The sequence below is a fragment of the Corynebacterium camporealensis genome (assembly GCF_000980815.1).
GTDB lineage: Bacteria > Actinomycetota > Actinomycetes > Mycobacteriales > Mycobacteriaceae > Corynebacterium > Corynebacterium camporealense.
In genome coordinates this window covers 864,382-882,317 of sequence record NZ_CP011311.1, presented here as the reverse complement: position 1 = coordinate 882,317, position 17,936 = coordinate 864,382, and the positions used below count along the sequence as shown (strand labels likewise).

General features: G+C 60.5%; 16 protein-coding genes. 6 read left to right on the top strand and 10 right to left on the bottom strand.

Going from position 1 to position 17,936, the window contains the following annotated elements; genetic code table 11:
- Nucleotides 1–3 precede the first annotated feature (3 nt).
- The 3 genes from UL81_RS04165 to UL81_RS04155 form a co-directional block, all read right to left on the bottom strand.
- Nucleotides 4–540, bottom strand: coding sequence for a septum formation initiator family protein (locus UL81_RS04165; protein ID WP_035105796.1), 537 nt, complete (start codon nucleotides 538–540; stop codon nucleotides 4–6).
- Between the two features lie 82 nt (nucleotides 541–622).
- Nucleotides 623–1,900 carry a phosphopyruvate hydratase gene (gene eno / locus UL81_RS04160; protein ID WP_035105798.1) on the bottom strand — a complete coding sequence of 426 codons (1,278 nt, stop codon included), beginning with the start codon at nucleotides 1,898–1,900 and terminating at the stop codon, nucleotides 623–625.
- Between the two features lie 112 nt (nucleotides 1,901–2,012).
- Nucleotides 2,013–2,798, bottom strand: coding sequence for a lytic transglycosylase domain-containing protein (locus UL81_RS04155; protein ID WP_035105800.1), 786 nt, complete (start codon nucleotides 2,796–2,798; stop codon nucleotides 2,013–2,015).
- Between the two features lie 118 nt (nucleotides 2,799–2,916).
- Between UL81_RS04155 and UL81_RS04150 the strand changes: the two genes are divergently transcribed.
- Entirely contained in the window at nucleotides 2,917–3,318 is a 402-nt protein-coding gene (locus tag UL81_RS04150; protein ID WP_035105802.1) for a hypothetical protein, read from the top strand.
- On the opposite strand, the gene UL81_RS04145 is transcribed toward UL81_RS04150, so the two are convergent.
- On the bottom strand, nucleotides 3,294–3,896 hold the full coding sequence (locus UL81_RS04145) for a MazG nucleotide pyrophosphohydrolase domain-containing protein (RefSeq protein ID WP_035105804.1): 603 nt from the start codon (nucleotides 3,894–3,896) through the stop codon (nucleotides 3,294–3,296). The genes UL81_RS04150 and UL81_RS04145 overlap by 25 nt on opposite strands.
- A gap of 29 nt (nucleotides 3,897–3,925) precedes the next feature.
- On the opposite strand from UL81_RS04145, the gene UL81_RS04140 reads away from it, so the two are divergent.
- The 3 genes from UL81_RS04140 to nadC all read left to right on the top strand — a co-directional run bounded on the left by UL81_RS04140 (nucleotide 3,926) and on the right by nadC (nucleotide 7,372).
- The gene (locus tag UL81_RS04140) at nucleotides 3,926–5,401 is read left to right on the top strand and encodes an amino acid permease (protein WP_046453289.1); all 1,476 of its coding nucleotides are present in this window, start codon (nucleotides 3,926–3,928) and stop codon (nucleotides 5,399–5,401) included.
- Between the two features lie 121 nt (nucleotides 5,402–5,522).
- Complete coding sequence (gene nadA, locus UL81_RS04135; RefSeq protein ID WP_081961449.1) at nucleotides 5,523–6,554, top strand: quinolinate synthase NadA; 1,032 nt, start codon at nucleotides 5,523–5,525, stop codon at nucleotides 6,552–6,554.
- A complete protein-coding gene (gene nadC, locus UL81_RS04130) occupies nucleotides 6,554–7,372 on the top strand; it encodes a carboxylating nicotinate-nucleotide diphosphorylase (RefSeq protein WP_035105806.1) in 819 nt (272 codons plus the stop codon). The genes nadA and nadC overlap by 1 nt, the downstream gene beginning before the upstream one ends.
- Here the strand turns inward: nadC and mfd are convergent.
- The 6 genes from mfd to UL81_RS04100 form a co-directional block, all read right to left on the bottom strand.
- The gene (mfd, locus tag UL81_RS04125) at nucleotides 7,369–10,932 is read right to left on the bottom strand and encodes a transcription-repair coupling factor (protein WP_179944109.1); all 3,564 of its coding nucleotides are present in this window, start codon (nucleotides 10,930–10,932) and stop codon (nucleotides 7,369–7,371) included. The two genes, nadC and mfd, sit on opposite strands and share 4 nt — an antisense overlap.
- Nucleotides 10,932–11,540, bottom strand: coding sequence for a TetR/AcrR family transcriptional regulator (locus UL81_RS04120; protein WP_035105808.1), 609 nt, complete (start codon nucleotides 11,538–11,540; stop codon nucleotides 10,932–10,934). Before UL81_RS04120 ends, mfd begins: the two co-directional genes overlap by 1 nt.
- A gap of 258 nt (nucleotides 11,541–11,798) precedes the next feature.
- The gene (locus UL81_RS04115) at nucleotides 11,799–12,002 is read right to left on the bottom strand and encodes a hypothetical protein (protein WP_035105810.1); all 204 of its coding nucleotides are present in this window, start codon (nucleotides 12,000–12,002) and stop codon (nucleotides 11,799–11,801) included.
- Entirely contained in the window at nucleotides 11,999–12,838 is an 840-nt protein-coding gene (locus tag UL81_RS04110) for a GTP pyrophosphokinase (RefSeq protein WP_081961454.1), read from the bottom strand. The genes UL81_RS04115 and UL81_RS04110 overlap by 4 nt, the downstream gene beginning before the upstream one ends.
- An 83-nt stretch (nucleotides 12,839–12,921) precedes the next feature.
- Entirely contained in the window at nucleotides 12,922–13,665 is a 744-nt protein-coding gene (locus UL81_RS04105; RefSeq protein ID WP_035105812.1) for a trimeric intracellular cation channel family protein, read from the bottom strand.
- A gap of 15 nt (nucleotides 13,666–13,680) precedes the next feature.
- Nucleotides 13,681–15,231 carry a multicopper oxidase family protein gene (locus tag UL81_RS04100; RefSeq protein WP_052097746.1) on the bottom strand — a complete coding sequence of 517 codons (1,551 nt, stop codon included), beginning with the start codon at nucleotides 15,229–15,231 and terminating at the stop codon, nucleotides 13,681–13,683.
- Nucleotides 15,232–15,264: 33 nt separating this feature from the next.
- On the opposite strand from UL81_RS04100, the gene UL81_RS04095 reads away from it, so the two are divergent.
- Nucleotides 15,265–16,449, top strand: coding sequence for an MFS transporter (locus UL81_RS04095; RefSeq protein ID WP_035105814.1), 1,185 nt, complete (start codon nucleotides 15,265–15,267; stop codon nucleotides 16,447–16,449).
- A gap of 38 nt (nucleotides 16,450–16,487) precedes the next feature.
- Nucleotides 16,488–17,927 (top strand): bifunctional UDP-N-acetylglucosamine diphosphorylase/glucosamine-1-phosphate N-acetyltransferase GlmU, encoded by a 1,440-nt coding sequence (gene glmU / locus UL81_RS04090; protein WP_035105816.1) that lies wholly within the window; start codon nucleotides 16,488–16,490, stop codon nucleotides 17,925–17,927.
- Nucleotides 17,928–17,936 lie beyond the last annotated feature (9 nt).

Here is a 17,936-nt window from a genome sequence, read left to right as displayed (position 1 = left end):
GTTTTAAGGGTCTGGCTGCTCTTCTACTGGGTCTTCTTGAATCGGCAGGTTGCCCGGGTCCGGCGTATCCGCGTCATTTTCTGGCGGCTCAGCAAAAGACTCCCAGAGGACTTCTTCCCAGCTGCGGGAATCTTCCTCAGCATGCTTATCGGTAGTCGTCGTGGTGCCGCCCTGCATGCGCGGATCCAGGATGCGGTAGGCCATCTCGCCCTCTTCGACAAGGCCAAAGCGACGGCGGGCTTCTTGTTCTAAGAACTCATCCGACTCGTAGCGCTCAATTTCTTCCGACAGGCGTGCCTTTTCGGCTTCCTTCGCCGCAATCGACTCATTGAGGTACGCAATCTCCGAGCGACCTTGGTAGTAGTTGCGCAGCGGAGTGGCGATAAACAGCAGCACCAACAACACGACGCTGACGATGACCGCGATACCTACGATGTCGACTTGTGGCTTCTTGCGCAGCTTGGCAGAAGAAGTCCCTTTTGTCGCACGCGAAGCCACCGGAACGGTGGTCCGGAAGGAAGTGTTTTTCTTGCGCGCCATAGGGTACTCATCATAGCGAGAACCCGGCCACCCGCAGCGATCACTCGCGCAGGGGCCGGGAACTTTTATGCTTCAGTAGCGATTAGCCCTGGAAGCGTGGGAAGGCGCTGCGACCGGCGTAAACGGCGGCATCGCCAAGCTCCTGCTCAATGCGCAGCAGCTGGTTGTACTTGGCCACGCGCTCAGAACGTGCCGGGGCACCAGTCTTGATCTGGCCACAGTTGAGAGCAACTGCCAGGTCAGCAATGGTGGTGTCCTCGGTCTCGCCGGAGCGGTGGGACATCATGGTGCGGTAGCCGTTGCGGTGAGCCAGGTCGACAGCGTCGAAGGTCTCGGTCAGGGTACCGATCTGGTTAACCTTCACCAGCAAAGCGTTGGCAGCCTTCTTATCGATGCCCTCCTGCAGACGGGTAGGGTTGGTCACGAAGAAGTCATCGCCGACCAGCTGCACCTTGTCGCCGATAGCCTCGGTCAAGGTGACGTAGCCATCCCAGTCATCTTCCTGCAGCGGGTCCTCGATGGAGACGATCGGGTACTCGCCGATGAGCTCCTCATAGACCTTGGACATCTCTTCTGCGGTGTGCTCGCCACCTTCGAAGTGGTACTTGCCGTCCTTGAAGAACTCAGAGGAAGCAACGTCCAGTGCCAGTGCAATGTCCTTGCCCGGCTCGTAGCCAGCCTTCTTGATGGCTTCCACGATAAGGTCCAGGGCAGCCTTGGTGGAGTCAACGGAAGGAGCGAAACCGCCCTCGTCGCCCAGGCCGGTGGACAGGCCCTTGTCCTTAATGACGGACTTGAGGTTGTGGTAGACCTCAGCGCCCTGGCGCAGTGCCTCGGAGAAGGTCTCTGCACCGATAGGAGCAATCATGAACTCCTGGACGTCGACGCCGGAGTCAGCGTGTGCGCCACCGTTGAGGATGTTCATCATCGGAACCGGGAGCACGTGCGCGTTCGGGCCACCGATGTAGCGGTACAGCGGCAGTGCAGCGGACTCAGCAGCAGCCTTAGCCACTGCCATGGACACACCCAGGATGGCGTTAGCACCCAGGCGGGACTTGTTGTCGGTGCCGTCCAGCTTGATCATGGCCTGGTCGATGAGGCGCTGGTCATCGGCCTCGATACCGGCGAGTGCATCCGCGATCTCTTCGTTGATGTTCTCTACGGCCTGGAGCACGCCCTTGCCCTGGTAGCGGTCGCCACCGTCACGCAGCTCGTGGGCCTCGTGCACACCAGTCGATGCGCCGGAAGGAACACCGGCGAGACCGTGAGCACCATCGTCGAGGAAGACCTCGGCCTCAACGGTCGGGTTGCCACGGGAGTCCATGATCTCGCGGGCAAATGCGTGGATGATGTCAGCCATGCTTGTTCTCACTCCTGTTGAGCTAGTAGTTATCTAAGTCCGACTCGCAGACTTCCACTAGCCAATTGTTCCAGAAAACCCGCGCGCGCGAGTGCTCAACCCCTATTTGGATCTAGGCAGGCTGACCGACCGCATAAGCGTTCGCCGCATCGGCTACATCGCGGACGTATTGGTTCGATTGGTTATAGGAGAAAATCGCCCGCATCCAGCCCTGTGCTTCGTCCAAGTTGCCGCCATTGGTACACAACAGGTGCGCCGCACTCAGCGCAGCATCATCGATCTGATTAGGGTCGGCGCGCCCGTCGCCATTGGCATCCCGGCCGTAGCGCTGCCACGAGCTCGGGATAAACTGCATCGGCCCGACTGCGCGATCAAATTCAGTATCGCCGTCCAATTCACCGTTGTCGGTATCTTCAATCCGCGCAGTGCTATTGGTGCCATCAAGCGGGATGCCGACGATGGCCGGTTCGGGGTAGCCGGCATCGTTCAGCTTGGACGGACGCAAACGGTTGCCGTTGTAGGTGCCATGCTGAGTTTCCACCCAGCCCAGCCCTGCCAAAGTGTTCCAGCGCAGGTTGCACTCCGGCCAGGCATCACGAGCAATCAGCTCCGCATTCGCATACGCGCGCAGAGCTTGGCCCGGTATGCGGGTTTGCTCACTTAAATCCTGCGACCAATACGTCAGCTTGTCTGCGGTACGACCCGGGGCGTGCACATCAATGTGTGCGACTTCCTGGCCTGCCTGGGGCGGGACGTTATCGGGCACCGGACCTAAGTCCCGACGCGCAGTGATATCTCCCAAAAAGGACAGCGACCAGATCAGCAACGACGCGATCACCACGATGACCAGGGCTCCGGCGCAGCCGCACCCACCCCTACTGCGTTGCGTTTGAGTCATGAGGAACCATCCTACAGCACGCACCCAAACCTAAAAGTTATGACATTTCCTTCCCATCCGTCACAAATTGCTTTAGGATGCAAAAGGACATCATCACTTCTTCTTCAAAGGACCTGCCATGCGTCTTCGTACCCTTGCCACTTCTGCTGCCGTTGCGGCATCCCTCATCCTCGCGCCTGTCGCCAACGCCCAGACCCTCGGCGACCTGGACAAGCTTGCCTCCCAGGCCATTGCTACCGCTGACTGCCGCGTGCTCAAGACCACCCTCGACACCGTCGGCCGTGCGACCGGCAACCAGCTCATCGGCCCGGAGACCACCCGCAACCAGCTCGCCCGCAACCTGCAGGCTCTCAATGGCACCCCGCGCCTGGACATGCTGGGCCTGGCAGTCATCAAGTACTCCGGCACCGCCGCTGACCGCGCCCTGACCTGCAACCTGGTCAAGCCGGATCCAACCGTCCCGGGCCTGGCTCAGCTGTCCTCCCTGCTCAACGACTACGCTCCGGCGCTGTCTTCGTAGCGTTTCCCTTCTGCCCATAGGCGCTCCTGCTCGTCGACATCCACGATGTCTTCCGTGCCATCAAAGAGGTACGGCGCGCGGGAGCGCATTTTTGTCACAAAGCTTGCCGCCACGTCATCCAAGCTGAAGGTAGAGGCGATTTCGGCGTGGAAGAGTACTTGTAAGAAGACATCGCCAAGCTCCTTGCACATCTCCGCCGGGGCCTCGCGCACGGCTTCGGCGAACTCCGCGGCCTCTTCTTCCAGGTAAGGCAACAGCGTTTCATGCGTTTGCTCGCGCTCCCACTGGCCAATCCGGCGCGCCCGCTGCATGACTTGCTGGGCCTGCCAGACTGCATCGCTTAGCGATGCCGCCTCAATCACCCGCTCCCCCTGCTCCATCCGGCGGCGGGTTTCCGGGTCGTGTGGGTCCATACTCACCCACAGCCCTTCGCCGTCGGTAGTGCGCAGCAGCTTATCGATGTTCCACCGCACCGACACCGGCACCTCACTGCTGAACTCCACCGGGCCTTCCACCGCGCCGACTGCTTCCAGGGGAATTTGGGTCGGCCAGCGTTCATCCAGCAACAAAATAGTCATGAGCCAAAAGTATAAGGTATTTTAGGCGAATGAACTCCAGCACCCAGCGTTCTCACTCGGTGACCGTGTGGACCCTCATCGCGCTAATCATTGGCTCGACCGTGGGCGCCGGTATCTTCTCGCTACCGCAGAATATTGCCTCTGTCGCCGGTCCCGGCGCCATGCTCATCGGCTGGTTGATTGCCGGTATGGGCATGCTGTCGGTGACCTTCGTCTTCCAGATTCTCGCCCAACGTAAACCACACCTGGATTCGGGTGTGTATTCCTATGTGCGTGCCGGTCTGGGTGACTTCATTGGCTTTACCTCCGGCTGGGGTTATTGGCTGGGTTCGGTCATGGCGCAGGTCGGCTATGCCACGCTGTTTTTCAACACCATCGGCCATTACGTGCCGCTTTTCGATGAATCCCACCGCTGGATCTCCGCCATCGCCGTCTCGCTGTTGTCCTGGGGCATCTTTGCTGTACTGGCCCGCGGCATCAAGCAAGCGGCCTTTATGAACATGGTCACCGTGATTGCCAAGATCGTTCCGATCTTGGCCTTTATCGTGCTGGTTGCCTTTATTGGCTTTAGTTGGGACCGTTTCACCTTCGATTTCTGGGGCGAGCGTTCCGATGCCTCCTTATTTGAGCAGATCCAGGGCATCATGCTCTTTACCGTCTGGGTCTTTATTGGTGTCGAGGGCGCTTCGGTCTATTCCAAGCAGGCGCGCACGCGTTCCGATGTCGGCCGCGCCACCGTCATCGGCTTCTTCGCTGTACTGGCGCTGCTCGTCTCGGTGTCCACGCTGTCTTTCGGTGTGCTAACGCAGGAAGAACTCGCCGCACTGCCGGATAACTCCATGGCTTCCGTGCTGACTGAGGTCGTCGGCCCGTGGGGTGGCGCGCTGATTTCGATTGGTCTGTGCCTGTCCGTGCTGGGCGCATACGTCTCCTGGCAGATGCTGTGTGCTGAGCCAATTGTCATGATGGCTATCGATGGCCTTATCCCTCGCAAGATCGGCACCATCAACGTCGCCGGTGCTCCCTGGGTCGCACAGCTGATTTCCACCTCGGTCATCCAGGTCTTCATCATCATCTTCTATCTGAACGAGACCTCTTATAACGCCATGGTGCAGCTGGCTACCATCATGTACCTGCTGCCCTACATCTTCTCCGCGCTCTACCTGGTCCTGCTCGCCTCCCGCGGCAAGGGACTCACCCACCCGCACGCCGGCGTTCGCTTCGACATTTCCGGACCAGAGATTCCTGCTCGCGAGAACCGCAAGCACTTAGCGATTGGCATCGTCGCCTTTGTCTACTCGCTGTGGCTAATTTATGCTGCCGACCCGGTCTACGTCCTGCTCGGCGCCCTCGCCGTAGTCCCGGGCCTTATCCCCTATGTCGGCACGCGCTTGTACTACAAGGAGCGCGTGTTCAACGCTTTCGAGTGGTGCGTGGTAGTCATCGTCAGCATTGGCGCCATCGCTGCGGTCTGGGGTATCTCCACCGGCACGTTGCAGCTTTAGTTCCGGTGAAACCAGCCCTTAAGGCTTACGGTAGAACCGCTCACGGCGGTTCTACCCCCGTTTGCGCAGGCTAAGGATATTTCCGTTTATTTTCTGTGGCGGCTGATTAGGATACTGGCGTATGGCCAATATCACGTCTTCTCTTTTGTCTGCGTGCCACCGCACGGATAACCACTGGACTGGCGTTGAGCCGAATGCCGAGTGGGTTGATGAAATTAATCGTTTAAAGCAAGAACGCAACGCTGTCATCCTGGCGCACAATTACCAGCTGCCAGAGATTCAGGATATTGCTGACTATGTCGGTGATTCTTTGGCGTTGTCTCGCAAGGCTGCCGAAACAGATGCCGATGTCATCGTCTTTTGCGGCGTGCATTTCATGGCAGAATCGGCCAAGATTCTTTCCCCGGATAAAACGGTGCTCATTCCGGATGAGGAAGCGGGTTGCTCGCTGGCGGATTCTATTACTGCTGAGCAACTGCGTGAGTGGAAGGCAGAGCACCCCGATGCGTTGGTGGTCTCTTACGTAAACACCACCGCTGAGGTAAAGGCGCTGACCGATGTGTGCTGTACCTCGTCGAATGCCGTGGACGTCGTGAAGTCCCTGCCGGAGGACAAGGAAATTCTTTTTAATCCGGATATGTTCCTCGGCGCTCACGTCAAGCGCGAGACCGATCGCGACAACATCCAGGTCTGGGCTGGCGAGTGCCACGTCCACGCCGGTATTACCCCGCGTCAGCTCGAAGAGCAGGCCACCGCGAATCCGGAGGCTGACCTCTACATCCACCCAGAGTGCGGTTGTGCGAACTCCGCGATTTACCTCGCCGGCGAAGGCGCTATCGAACCAGAGCGCGTGCACATGTACTCCACCGGTCAGATGCTGGACGCCGCGCGCGAGGGCGGCAACAACAAGGTGCTTATCGCGACCGAGACCGGTATGCTGCACCAGCTCAACCAGGCCGCGCCGGAGGCGGACTTCCAGGCGATTAACCCGCAGGCAGAGTGCAAGTACATGAAGATGATCACCCCTGCTGCCCTGCTGCGTTGCCTGGCTGAGGGCGCGGACGAGGTGACCGTGCCAGAGGATATCTCCAAGGCGGCACGCGATTCGCTGGAGGCCATGATTTCTATCGGTAATCCGGGAAGCGGCGAGTAATGCAGGCACCCGACGCTACCGCGGTCATTGAGGCCGCTTTCGCTGAGGATCTCGCCTACGGCCCGGACTACACCACCCTGGCCACCATCGACGCCGATGCCCACACCACCGCCCAGGTCCGCGCCCGGGCAGAGGGCATCATCTGCGGTGCGGTCTACATTGAGCACGTGCTTTCCGATGCCTCCATCACCACCGTCCCCGATGGCACCCGCGTGCGCCCCGGCGACGTCGTGGCCACCATCGAAGCACCGACCCGGAAGCTGCTCACGGCAGAGCGCACCTTTTTAAATCTGCTCTGTCACCTTTCCGGCATTGCGACGGTGACGGACCAATGGGCCAGCGCGCTGGCAGCAGTGGGCAATACACGGGTGCGCGATACCCGCAAGACCACCCCTGGCCTGCGCCTGTTGGAAAAGTACGCAGTACGCTGCGGCGGCGGTGTCAATCACCGCTTAGGGCTTGGCGATGCCGCCTTAATCAAAGACAACCACATCGCCGCAGCAGGCTCAGTAACCGCGGCCTTTGAAAAGGTGCTTGCAGCCTACCCAGACCTAGCTTGCGAAATCGAGGTCGACAACCTCGAGCAGCTAGCCGAGGTGCTGCCGCTTAATCCAGATGTGGTGATGTTGGATAACTTCACCCCTGCTGAGGTGCGGCAGGCGGTGGAGATGGTGGCATCGCAAAGCGTGGTGCTCGAAGCATCGGGCGGTCTGACCTTAGACAATGCTGCCGAGTACGGCGCGACCGGAGTGGATTTTGTCGCCGTCGGCGAGCTGACCCACTCCGCGCCCGTACTGGATTTGGGCCTGGACTTCTAAGCGACCTTCACCCGCTCCAGATCGAACATCTGGGTCAGGAAGTCCGCGACCCACTGCAGCAGGTCCTCGTCGCGCAGCTTCGGGCTGGTGACGTTCGGGCCGGCCTTCGGGAAGGGCAGCTGGATGGCCTTGGCGGCCGCGCGGTAATTCGCGCCCGGGTAGATGCGCTTGAGGCGCACCTGCTTGGAATCCGGCAGCTCCACCGGGTGGACTTTGATGCGGGTGCCTTGGACGGTGATGTCGCTAACGCCTCCCCGGCGCGCCTGGTGGCGCAAGCGGGCCACCGAGAGCAGTCGCTGGACTTCTTCGGGTAGTGGGCCGTAGCGGTCTTCCATTTCTTCGACGGCGCGTTTGAGGTCGTCGTTGTCCTTGGACTCGGCGATCTTGCGGTAGACCTCCAGGCGCAGGCGCTCAGCGTTGATGTAGGACTCCGGAATGTGCGCATCCACGGGCAGGTCGATGCGTATTTCCTTCGGTCCCTCATCGCCCACGCGTGGGGTTTCACCGCGCGCGAAGGCCTTGAAGGTCTCGACGGCCTCGCCGACCAGGCGAACATACAAGTCGAAGCCGACTCCGGCGATGTGGCCGGACTGCTGTGCGCCCAGTACGTTGCCGGCACCGCGCATCTCGAGGTCCTTCATCGCTACGGCCATGCCGGCGCCCAGATCGTTGTTCTGGGCAATGGTGGCCAGGCGGTCATAGGAGGTCTCCGTCAGCGTGGATCCCTTCGGGTAGAGGAAGTAGGCGTAACCGCGCTCGCGGGAACGACCCACGCGCCCGCGCAGCTGATGCAGCTGGGATAGACCCATGTGGTGCGCATTTTCCACGATCAGCGTGTTAGCATTCGCGATATCCAGACCGGTTTCCACGATGGTGGTACACACCAGCACGTCGTATTCGCGATCCCAGAATCCCTGAACGGTCTTTTCCAGCACGTCCTCGTTCATCTGGCCGTGCGCGACGACGATACGCGCCTCGGGCACCAGGGTGCGCAGTTCGCGAGCCTTCTTTTCGATGTCGGAGACTTTGTTGTGGATGAAGAAGGTTTGGCCATCGCGAAGCAGCTCGCGCCGAATGGCTGCCGCAACCTGCTTGTCCTCGTAAGCGCCAACGTAGGTCAGCACCGGGTGGCGGTCCTCCGGCGGGGTAAGAATCGTCGACATCTCACGGATTCCTGCCATGGACATCTCCAGGGTGCGCGGAATCGGCGTGGCGGACATGGTCAGCACATCGACAGAGGCCTTCAGCGCCTTGATGTGCTCCTTGTGCTCGACGCCGAAGCGCTGCTCCTCATCGACCACGATGAGGCCTAGGTTCTTCCAGCCCACGCCGGTCTGCAGGAGGCGATGCGTGCCGATGACAATATCAATCGTGCCATCCGCCAGCCCCTTAACAATTTCCTTGGCGTCCTTGGTCGAGGTAAAGCGCGAGAGCACGCGAATCTCGACCGGGAAACCAGCCATGCGCTCGTTGAAGGTATCGAAGTGCTGTTGTGCCAGCAGCGTCGTCGGCACGAGCACGGCGACCTGGCAACCATCCTGGACCGCCTTGAAAGCTGCGCGCACGGCGACCTCGGTCTTGCCGTAGCCGACATCGCCAACCACGACGCGGTCCATCGGCACGGTAGATTCCATGTCCTCTTTCACCGCATCGATAGCTAGCATCTGGTCTTCGGTCTCGACGAAGGGGAAGTTATCTTCCATCTCCGCCTGCCAGGGCGAATCCGGGGCAAACTGGTGACCCGGCGCGGCCTGACGCTTGGCGTAGAGCTCCACGAGCTCGCCAGCGATTTCGCGGACCGCAGCACGTGCCTTCTTCTTGGTGTTCTTCCAGTCCGAACCACCCATCTTGGACACGCGTGGGGCCTCGCCGCCGGTGTACTTCGACAGCAGGTCGAGTGAATCCATCGGTACCCACAGCTGGTCCGCGGGCTGCCCGCGCTTGGACGCCGCATATTCGAGCACGATGTACTCACGACGGCTGGTCTCATCACCGGATTGAATGGTGCGCTCAGCCATCTTGATGAACTTGCCGATGCCATGGGTCTCATGCACCACAAAATCCCCCTGCTTCAGCGCCAGCGGGTCGACGCGGTTGCGGCGTTTGGCAGGGCGTCGTTTAGCACCGGCAATATCGCCGACGCGGTTACCAGTGAGATCCGTCTCGGTCACCACGACGACAGAGTCGAAGACCAGACCGGCATGAGAGAGCGCCTGGTACAGGGTTACTTCGCCCGCGGAAGGCTCCCATCCCGGGGTGGCGACCTTCGCGCGAATACCCTTTTCGGTAAAGCGGTCGACCATGCGCTTAATCGCACCTGGCGACGGTGCCACAAACGCCGCGCGACCACCATTGTTGGTGTGCGCAAGCAGCTGCGCCATCATCGCATCGATTTCCTTGAGGTCACCGCGCGGGGTCGGCCCTGGCTCGAGCTCCAACGGCAACGTTTCCGCATCATCGACACTCAGCATGCCCGGCGGGGCAAACGTCCACAGCGGCAGACCGGCCTTTTCGACACTGGCCTCGAGCGACTCATAGGAACGAAAGCTCGCCGACTCGGTATCAAAGACCGCCAGCGGGCCATCCGCGCCCATCGCGGCGGCCTCCCAGCCGGCCTCTAAAAACTCCGCATCGGTGCTTTCCAGATCCGCAATGCGCGTGCGAATCTTCTCCGGCGCCGCCAAGACGACATGGGTGCCTTCTGGCATGAGTTCTGGAAGGGTGACGAAAGGGGCATCGGAAAGCACTGCAAGTAAGGACTCCATGCCATCGGCAGCAATTTTGTCTGAGACCTTGCTCAACAGCTCCACCAGGGCTGCATTGCCCGGGTGCTCGCGGGACAGCTCGGCGGCACGCTCAGCGACCTGGTCCGTAATCGGCAGCTCGCGCGCCGGGTAAATCTCGACGGACTGGACATCAATCTCATCAATCGCGCGCTGGTCCGCGACCGAGAACTGACGAATATCAGTAACCTCATCGCCCCAAAACTCCACGCGAACCGGATAGTCCAGCGTGGTCGGGAAAATATCCACGATGCCACCGCGCACCGCATACTCACCGCGGCGAGCAACCATATCGACGTGCTTGTACGCGCGGAACTGCAGCTCCTCGACAACCTGCGTGAGGTCGTACTCGGCCTCTTCTTCCAGGCGCACCGGCTCGCGGCCCTCCACGTGCTCGAGCACCGGCTGGCTAAACGCACGCGCCGGGGCGACCACCACGCGCAGGTTGGCCAGGTTGTGCAGCACCTGCGCACGCTTGCCGACGATATCCGCACCCGGACTCAAACGCTCATGCGGCAGCGTCTCCCATGCCGGGAAAAGTGCGACCTTCTCCCCTAGCATCGCCGTGAGTTCTGCGGTGAGGTCTTCTGCCTCACGACCAGTCGCCGTCACGACCAGCACCGGGGCGTGCTGTGCCAGGGTGCCCAGTGCCCACGGACGTACCTGGTCAATACCCATCAAGTGCAGGTGCGGCGTGCCTACCTGGGTAACTAGGCCTTTGAGCTTCGGGTCCTGTGCCGCCGTCTTCAGCAGACCGGCTAGCATCGCGGTTGCCATTAGTGTGCGCCCCCTAGTTTCGGTTGTGCCTGCATGCCAGAAAGACCATTCCAGCACAAATTCACAATGTGTGCTGCCACGGTGTCTTTATCCGGGCTGCGTTCATCCAACCACCACTGCGCGGTAGTCGAGACCATACCGACGAGCGCCTGCGAATACAGTACAGCCAACTCCGGATCGAAGCCGCGACTACGGAAGGCCTCGCCGAGGATGTGGGAGACCTGGCTGACCGCCGCGTTGAGCAGCGTCGAATAGCTGCGCTCTGCACCTGGCTTGGAATCGCGGACCAAGATAATAAAGCCGTCGGTTTCTTCTTCGACGTAGGTCAACAGCGCCCGGGCGGCGGCCTCGATGCGCTCGCGCCAGGAGCCTTCCTCCAGCGCGGAGGTAATCACGCTTTCCAGCGCCACCATCTCCCGGTCAATAACGACCGCGAACAGGCCTTCTTTGCCGCCGAAGTGTTCGTAGACCACGGGCTTAGATACGCCTGCGCGCGCAGAGATTTCCTCCACGCTCGCACCGTCGTAGCCGAGTTCTGCAAAAGCTGCGCGCCCGACGTTGATTAGTTGCTCACGGCGTTCCAGGCCGGTCATCCTTTGTCGCACCATAGCTATTAGCCTAGCTACCGGCCCTGCTTAGACCCCAACAGCCACCCGGTTATTGCCCTACCACCATCATGCGGTACTCTATGGGCTACAGCTTCGCTGTGTTTCCCCATGGTGTAATCGGCAACACTACGGTTTTTGGTACCGTCATTCTAGGTTCGAATCCTGGTGGGGAAGCTCTTAAACCCCAGCTCAACCGGCGTCTTTCACAGGTTGAACTGGGGTTATATTTCTGCACGCTGCAGCCCTAGCCGCCGGTGTTTAGGCTGCTGAGAAATAGCGGGAGTGCGAAACACGCAGCTGGGATTCGCTTTCACTCGCAATAGCTACGATTTCGATATCAGGGTCATCGTTCGTCTTATCAAGCTCTAGACGCTTCATGGTCGCGTCGTAGAGTGAGTCGAATTCAATGAGATCGAGCAGTTTGCCAGTGCGTCGCTGATACCTGATTAAGTAGGACGTCATCGTAGCCTCCTTCCTTGTGCTGCATTTGCTTCGGCTACTAGCTCCAGCGTGTGGTTACTGCTGTCTAGTATGCCATTAGCTTCCTTACGAAGCTTCTTAATCATTCGTCGTTGTTTGAGTCGAGGCTCATCCGATAAGGCCTCAATTCGCTCGATGATGCGTGAAAGGCGGTGCAGATCCTGCACCATCTTTTCAGCGTTCTTTGGAATTTCTCCCCCTTCATGGAGGTAGCGGATGTCACGACCGTAGATATCGCCCGCTTTCTCATAGATATTAGCCCAGCGAGACTGTAACGCGGTCCGAATTTGAATCTCGCTGCGCCCAGCATTGGCGTATACGTGAAGGTGGACCGCCCGGTAACCGGAATGCGGTTTGTCTCTCAAGTCCTTTATGTCGACGCGCTTCGCGCCTTGCTGTCGAAAAGTTTCTGCAAAGGAGTTAGCTACTTCGCTTTGCTGCGACAAAGTTAGGTCACAATCAAACCTGATCCCAACGACATCCTGAATGTTCATCAAGGGGATGCTGCGCATTCTGCGAAGCTTTTCTAGCAGCGTGCTCTTTGTCTTCACTCTCGCTGTCAACGCATAGCCCCCACTATCTGGTCGCACAGTGAGCCCGTCGATTGGGGCAATACCGAAATCGAAGGTCGCGATCATCCTCCGCGTGATAGCAAACAGTTCGTCAATGTGAATTGCGGAGTACGCCAAAAATTCATCTATCGGCTGTTCATCAAAATCACGCCCATCACGCCAGTTACTGCCTTGTTTGTTGACTTGCGTTTTGGAATACGGCGGCCTTCTTTGAAGAAATGGTTCTTGTTCTTCGTTAGCGTTCAAGGTTTTGCCCCCACTTGCCTATCTCGCTTTGCCATCCCCATTAAACCAGTGTTCATGCAGCTTGGCAGGAGTAGTGGCGGGCGCTAGTCGCGCGGGCGCTTTTTCATCTTGCGCAGCGCCTTCGCGCCGGCACGGTAGCCTTTGCGCTCGGCCCGGCGCGCGATGGCTTTGACTTGGTCGGCAGTGTAGTTGACCGGGGCGACGCCGGTGCGTGGGAGGATCCAGCCGCGCCAATAGGCCAGGACGGCGAGGCCGGTGCCGACGAACGGCGAGATGATCATGCCCAGCGCCATGTGTTCGAAGTGAGCGAAGGTCACCATGACGATGCCGCCGATGATCGCAGGGACGGCATAGAGCGGGCTGCCGCCGAAGATGCCCGGGGTTTGTCCGGAGGCGACGTCGCGGAGCATGCCGCCGCCCACGGCGGTTAGCAGGCCCAGGAAGACACAGGTGACCAACGGCATGTCGTAGGTCAGGCCCTTCACACAGCCGGTAATCGACCACACGCCCAAAATGACGGCATCGCCATGCGCGCGGAAGATTTCCCAGGCTTTGCCCTTGAAGTCGGTCAGGAATGCAATCAAGGCGCCGACCATCGCGAGGCTTAAGTACCAGGGGTCGGAAACTGCGGCGGCAGGGCCTTGGCCGATGAGCATGTCGCGAATCATGCCGCCGCCCAACGCCGAGAACAGCGCGAGGAAGATAAAGCCCACGAAGTCGAACTCGCGCTTGCGGGCAATCGTGCCGCCGATGATGCCATTAAGCACCACTCCGATCAGGTCAAAGACCTGATACAGGGTGTTGATGAGGGGATCGACTTCGTGCATAGCAAGCAGGATAGCTTAGCCGAGCACAGCATTCCTTTGCGGGCTACGAGAAGTATCGATGCTTTGGGCAGCGTGCGCAGAATGGCCGCCGTGCTTTTCGTGGACCAAGGCACGGGCGTTGACGCGCACGTCCGGCTTGTCGCCTGGTTCCACGACGACGAACTGGCCCATCATGCCCTCATCTTCATGCAGGAGCATGTGGCAGTGGAACATGTACGGCACGGTCGGGTCCGGGTGGTAGCCGAACTCCACCAGCAGCTTCGCCTTCGACTTTGGCGGCAGCGCCACGGTGTCCTTCCAGCCGACGGTCGGTACTTCCCCACCGTCGAATTCCAGCACGCGGAAGCGCGCGTCATGGATGTGGAAGTTGTGCGGCCAGTCGCTGTTTTCGTTGATCACGGTCCAGATTTCCGGATCCCGGCTATCGATGACCTCATCCACCCGCGCCATGTCCATGTACTCGCCATTAATCATGAAGGTGTTGAGCACGAACTCGCGTTCCTTGAGTCCCTCGGCGGAGGGGACATCGGCATCGACAAGCGTTGCAGGCACTGTGCCGCCCGCGCCGTTACCGCGCAGCTGCAGCAGGTCGTAAGAATCCTGGAAGCCGAAGTCGACCTCGTCGTCCTCCGGGAGGCCGAAGTTGCCTTCGACGGGCAGGGATTGCAGGATGACGTCGTCATCGGCAGGCAGCTCCACCAGCAGCTCGACGCGCTCGCCGGGACTGAGCAGGACGGTATCGACGGTCACGGGTTCATCGAGAAGCCCGGAATCCGTCGCCACGACCTGCAGCGGGGCCTCATTCGACAGCGCCAGGTTCCAAAAACGCATGTTCGCACCGTTGACCACGCGCAGGCGCACCAGACCGGTATCACCCTCCCAGCGGGCGTTGGTAATGCCGTTGACCAGCGGCGTATTGCCCAGCAAGCCCAGGGTCGGGTCGACGCGGTTGTCCAGCTGGCCATCGTCGGTGAACTTGGCATCAGTAATCACGACCGGGATGTCGTCGACGCCGTACTCACGCGGCAGCTCCGCATCGTTGTCATCAGCGACGATGAACACGCCGGCCAAGCCGCGGTAGCAATGCAGGCCGGTCACACCGTGCGGGTGCGGGTGGTACCAGCAGGTCGCCTGCGGCTGGTCCACGGTCCAGCTTGGGGACCAGGTCTCGCCCGGGTCGATGGGTGAGTGCGGGCCGCCATCGGCAAGCGCAGGCAGCTTCATGCCATGCCAGTGCACCGTGGTCATCTCCGGTAAGTCATTGCGCACGTGCATGCGCACCTGCTCACCATCGTTCACGCGCAGGGTAGGACCTAAGAAGTCACCGTTGAACCCCCAGGTGCGGGTATCCGGGTTGCCCGGCAAAATTTCACTGTGACCGGTGCGCATGTCCAGCTTGAACTCGCGCACCCCGTCTTTCATCTCGCCTTCCAGCAGCGGCGGAATCGGCAGCGCACGCGGTTCCCCGTCGTAGCCCTGCGGGGTGTTGTTACTGCACGCGCTCAGCCCAGCGACCGACGCCAGCAGCACAGCACCACGGAAAAAGGTTCGGCGTGAGATAGTCATACATATCAGTCTAACGTGCGGAAGGTGGAAATTATGAGCCGGAATGCGCGCTATTTCATCTGGGCTAACGGCCTGCAGAACTTAGGCGACCAGGTTGTGGCCGCCAAGACGGTGCTGCCGGCGCTGTTTCAGTCCGCGGGCGTGCCCAATTTCTTCACTGGCCTGCTGGTTCCCATCCGCGAGTCCGGTTCGATGTTGCCGCAGGCAGCGCTGAGCCCCTGGGTGAGCACGCACCGCGCCCGCAAGCGGCTGTGGATCATTGGTTCGGTGGGCCAGGCTGTTTCCGCCGCCGCATTAGGTATTGGAGCATTGCTTTTCGATGCCTGGCTCCTCGGCCTCTTCTCCCTTCTTGCTTTGGCCTTTCTGTCTTTGTTTCGCGCGCTGTGTTCGCTGGCGGGCAAGGATGTGCAGGGGCGGACGATTCCGAAAAAGCAGCGCGGGCAGGTCACTGGGCGGGCGACGGCGTTAGGTGGTGCTGCGACCTTGCTGGTCGGTATCTTGCTGGCGTTTTTAGGTGAGCTGCCGCAGTGGGCGCTCGCGGTGGTGATTTTGGCTGGTGCGAGCACCTGGGCTTTCGCCGCGCTGGTCTTTGGTGGTGTGGAGGAGCCGGTGAGTGAGGAAGAGCCGCGGGGCATCGATAAGCGCTGGTGGAGTGATACCTGGACGCTGTTTACGGGCAACAAGCACTTCCGTGACTTTGTGATTGTGCGCTCGCTGCTGCTGGTCTCCGCGCTGTCGACGTCGTTTATTGTGCTGCTGCACCCGGTCGGCCTGGCTGGATTCGTCTTGGCTTCTGGTTTGGCTGCGCTGCTGGGAGGCCGTGTAAGCGGCATGATTTCCGATGCCTCCTCCTCCCGCACCATGGCCCTTGGCGTCGGCCTGGCATCGGTGTTGCTGCTGGGTTTGGTCGCTGCCGATTACTGGGCGCCGGAGGCGGTATTGGTGTGGGTGATGCCGCTGGGGTTCTTCCTGGTGCACCTGGCGCATACGGCGGTGCGCGTGGCGCGAAAGACTTACATCGTGAATATGGCCGAAGGAGACGAGCGCACCCGCTATGTCGGCGCGGCGAACACCCTGATGGGTGTGATGCTGCTGGGCATGGGTGGTGTATCGGCCGTAATTTCAATGGCGGGGCCGGATGTGGCGCTGTTATTTTTGGCGCTTGTGGGATTTGTTGGGGTATGGCGTGCCCGGCGCCTACCCGAAGCGATAGGATAAAGCGCGTAACTTTTTAATCCCGATACTCAGGAGCGCTCGTGGTTGATTCCTCTCCATGCGCCGTTGTCGTTCTGGCAGCTGGCGCAGGAACCCGCATGAAGTCCCAGAAGCAAAAGACTCTGCACGAAATCGGCGGGCGCTCGCTGCTCGGTCATGCCCTGCACGCTGCAGCTGGCATTAACCCGGAGCACGTCGTGGCCGTCGTGGGCCACCAGCGCGACCAGGTCTCCCCTGCCGTCGAGGCCATTTCGGAGGAGCTGGACCGCGACATCTTGCAGGCTGTGCAGGAAGAACAAAACGGTACCGGCCACGCCGTGCAGTGCGGTCTCGGCCCCATCGAGGACTTCGAGGGCACCGTGCTGGTGACCAATGCGGATGTGCCGCTGCTGCGCCCGGAGACCCTGCAGCGTTTGCAGGAAGAGCACGTCGGCAATGCCGTCACGGTGCTCTCGATTGAGCTGGATGACCCGACTGGTTATGGCCGCATCGTGCGCGATGAGTCCGGTGCCGTCAACGCGATTGTCGAGCACAAGGATGCCTCCGCCGCCGAGCTGGCCATCAACGAGGTCAACTCCGGTGTCTTCGCCTTCGATGCCGCCATTCTGCGCGAGGCACTGACCCGCCTGGATTCCAACAACGCCCAGGGCGAGCTCTACATCACCGACGTGCTAGAGATTGCACGCAAGGACGGCCACCGCGTCGGCGCCTGCGTGGCTCCGGACCAGCGCGAACTGGCTGGCGTGAACGACCGCGTGCAGCTGGCCGCCGCTGGTGCTGAGCTCAACCGCCGCACCGTGGAAGCCGCCATGCGCGGTGGCGCCACCATCATCGACCCGGCCTCGACCTGGATTGGCGTCAACGTCACCATCGGCTCCGATGTGGTCATCCACCCCGGCACGCAGCTGTGGGGTGCGACCAGCATCGCCGATAACGCTGAGATTGGCCCGGATACTACCCTGACCGACATGCAGGTCGGCGAGGGTGCGAAGGTGATTCGCACCCATGGTTCGGAATCGGTCATCGGCAGCAATGCCAACGTTGGACCGTTCACCTTCATCCGCCCGAACACCGTGCTGGGCGAAGAGGGCAAGCTGGGTGGCTTCGTCGAGGCAAAGAATGCCAAGATTGGCCGCGGCTCCAAGGTTCCGCACCTGACCTACATTGGCGATGCCACCGTGGGCGAGGAATCCAACATTGGTGCGTCGTCGGTGTTTGTGAACTATGACGGCGTCGAAAAGCATCAGACCCACATCGGCTCGCACGTGCGCACCGGCTCGGACACCATGTTCGTGGCTCCGGTCAACGTCGGTGACGGTGCCTACTCCGGGGCGGGTACAGTAATTAAGGACGATGTTCCCGCGGGAGCACTCGCAGTCTCCGGTGGCAAGCAGCGCAACATCGAGGGCTGGGTCCAAAAGAAGCGTCCGGGCACGCCAGCAGCCGAAGCGGCTGAGCGTGCGCAGAAGAACAACAAGTAAGGGGAATCT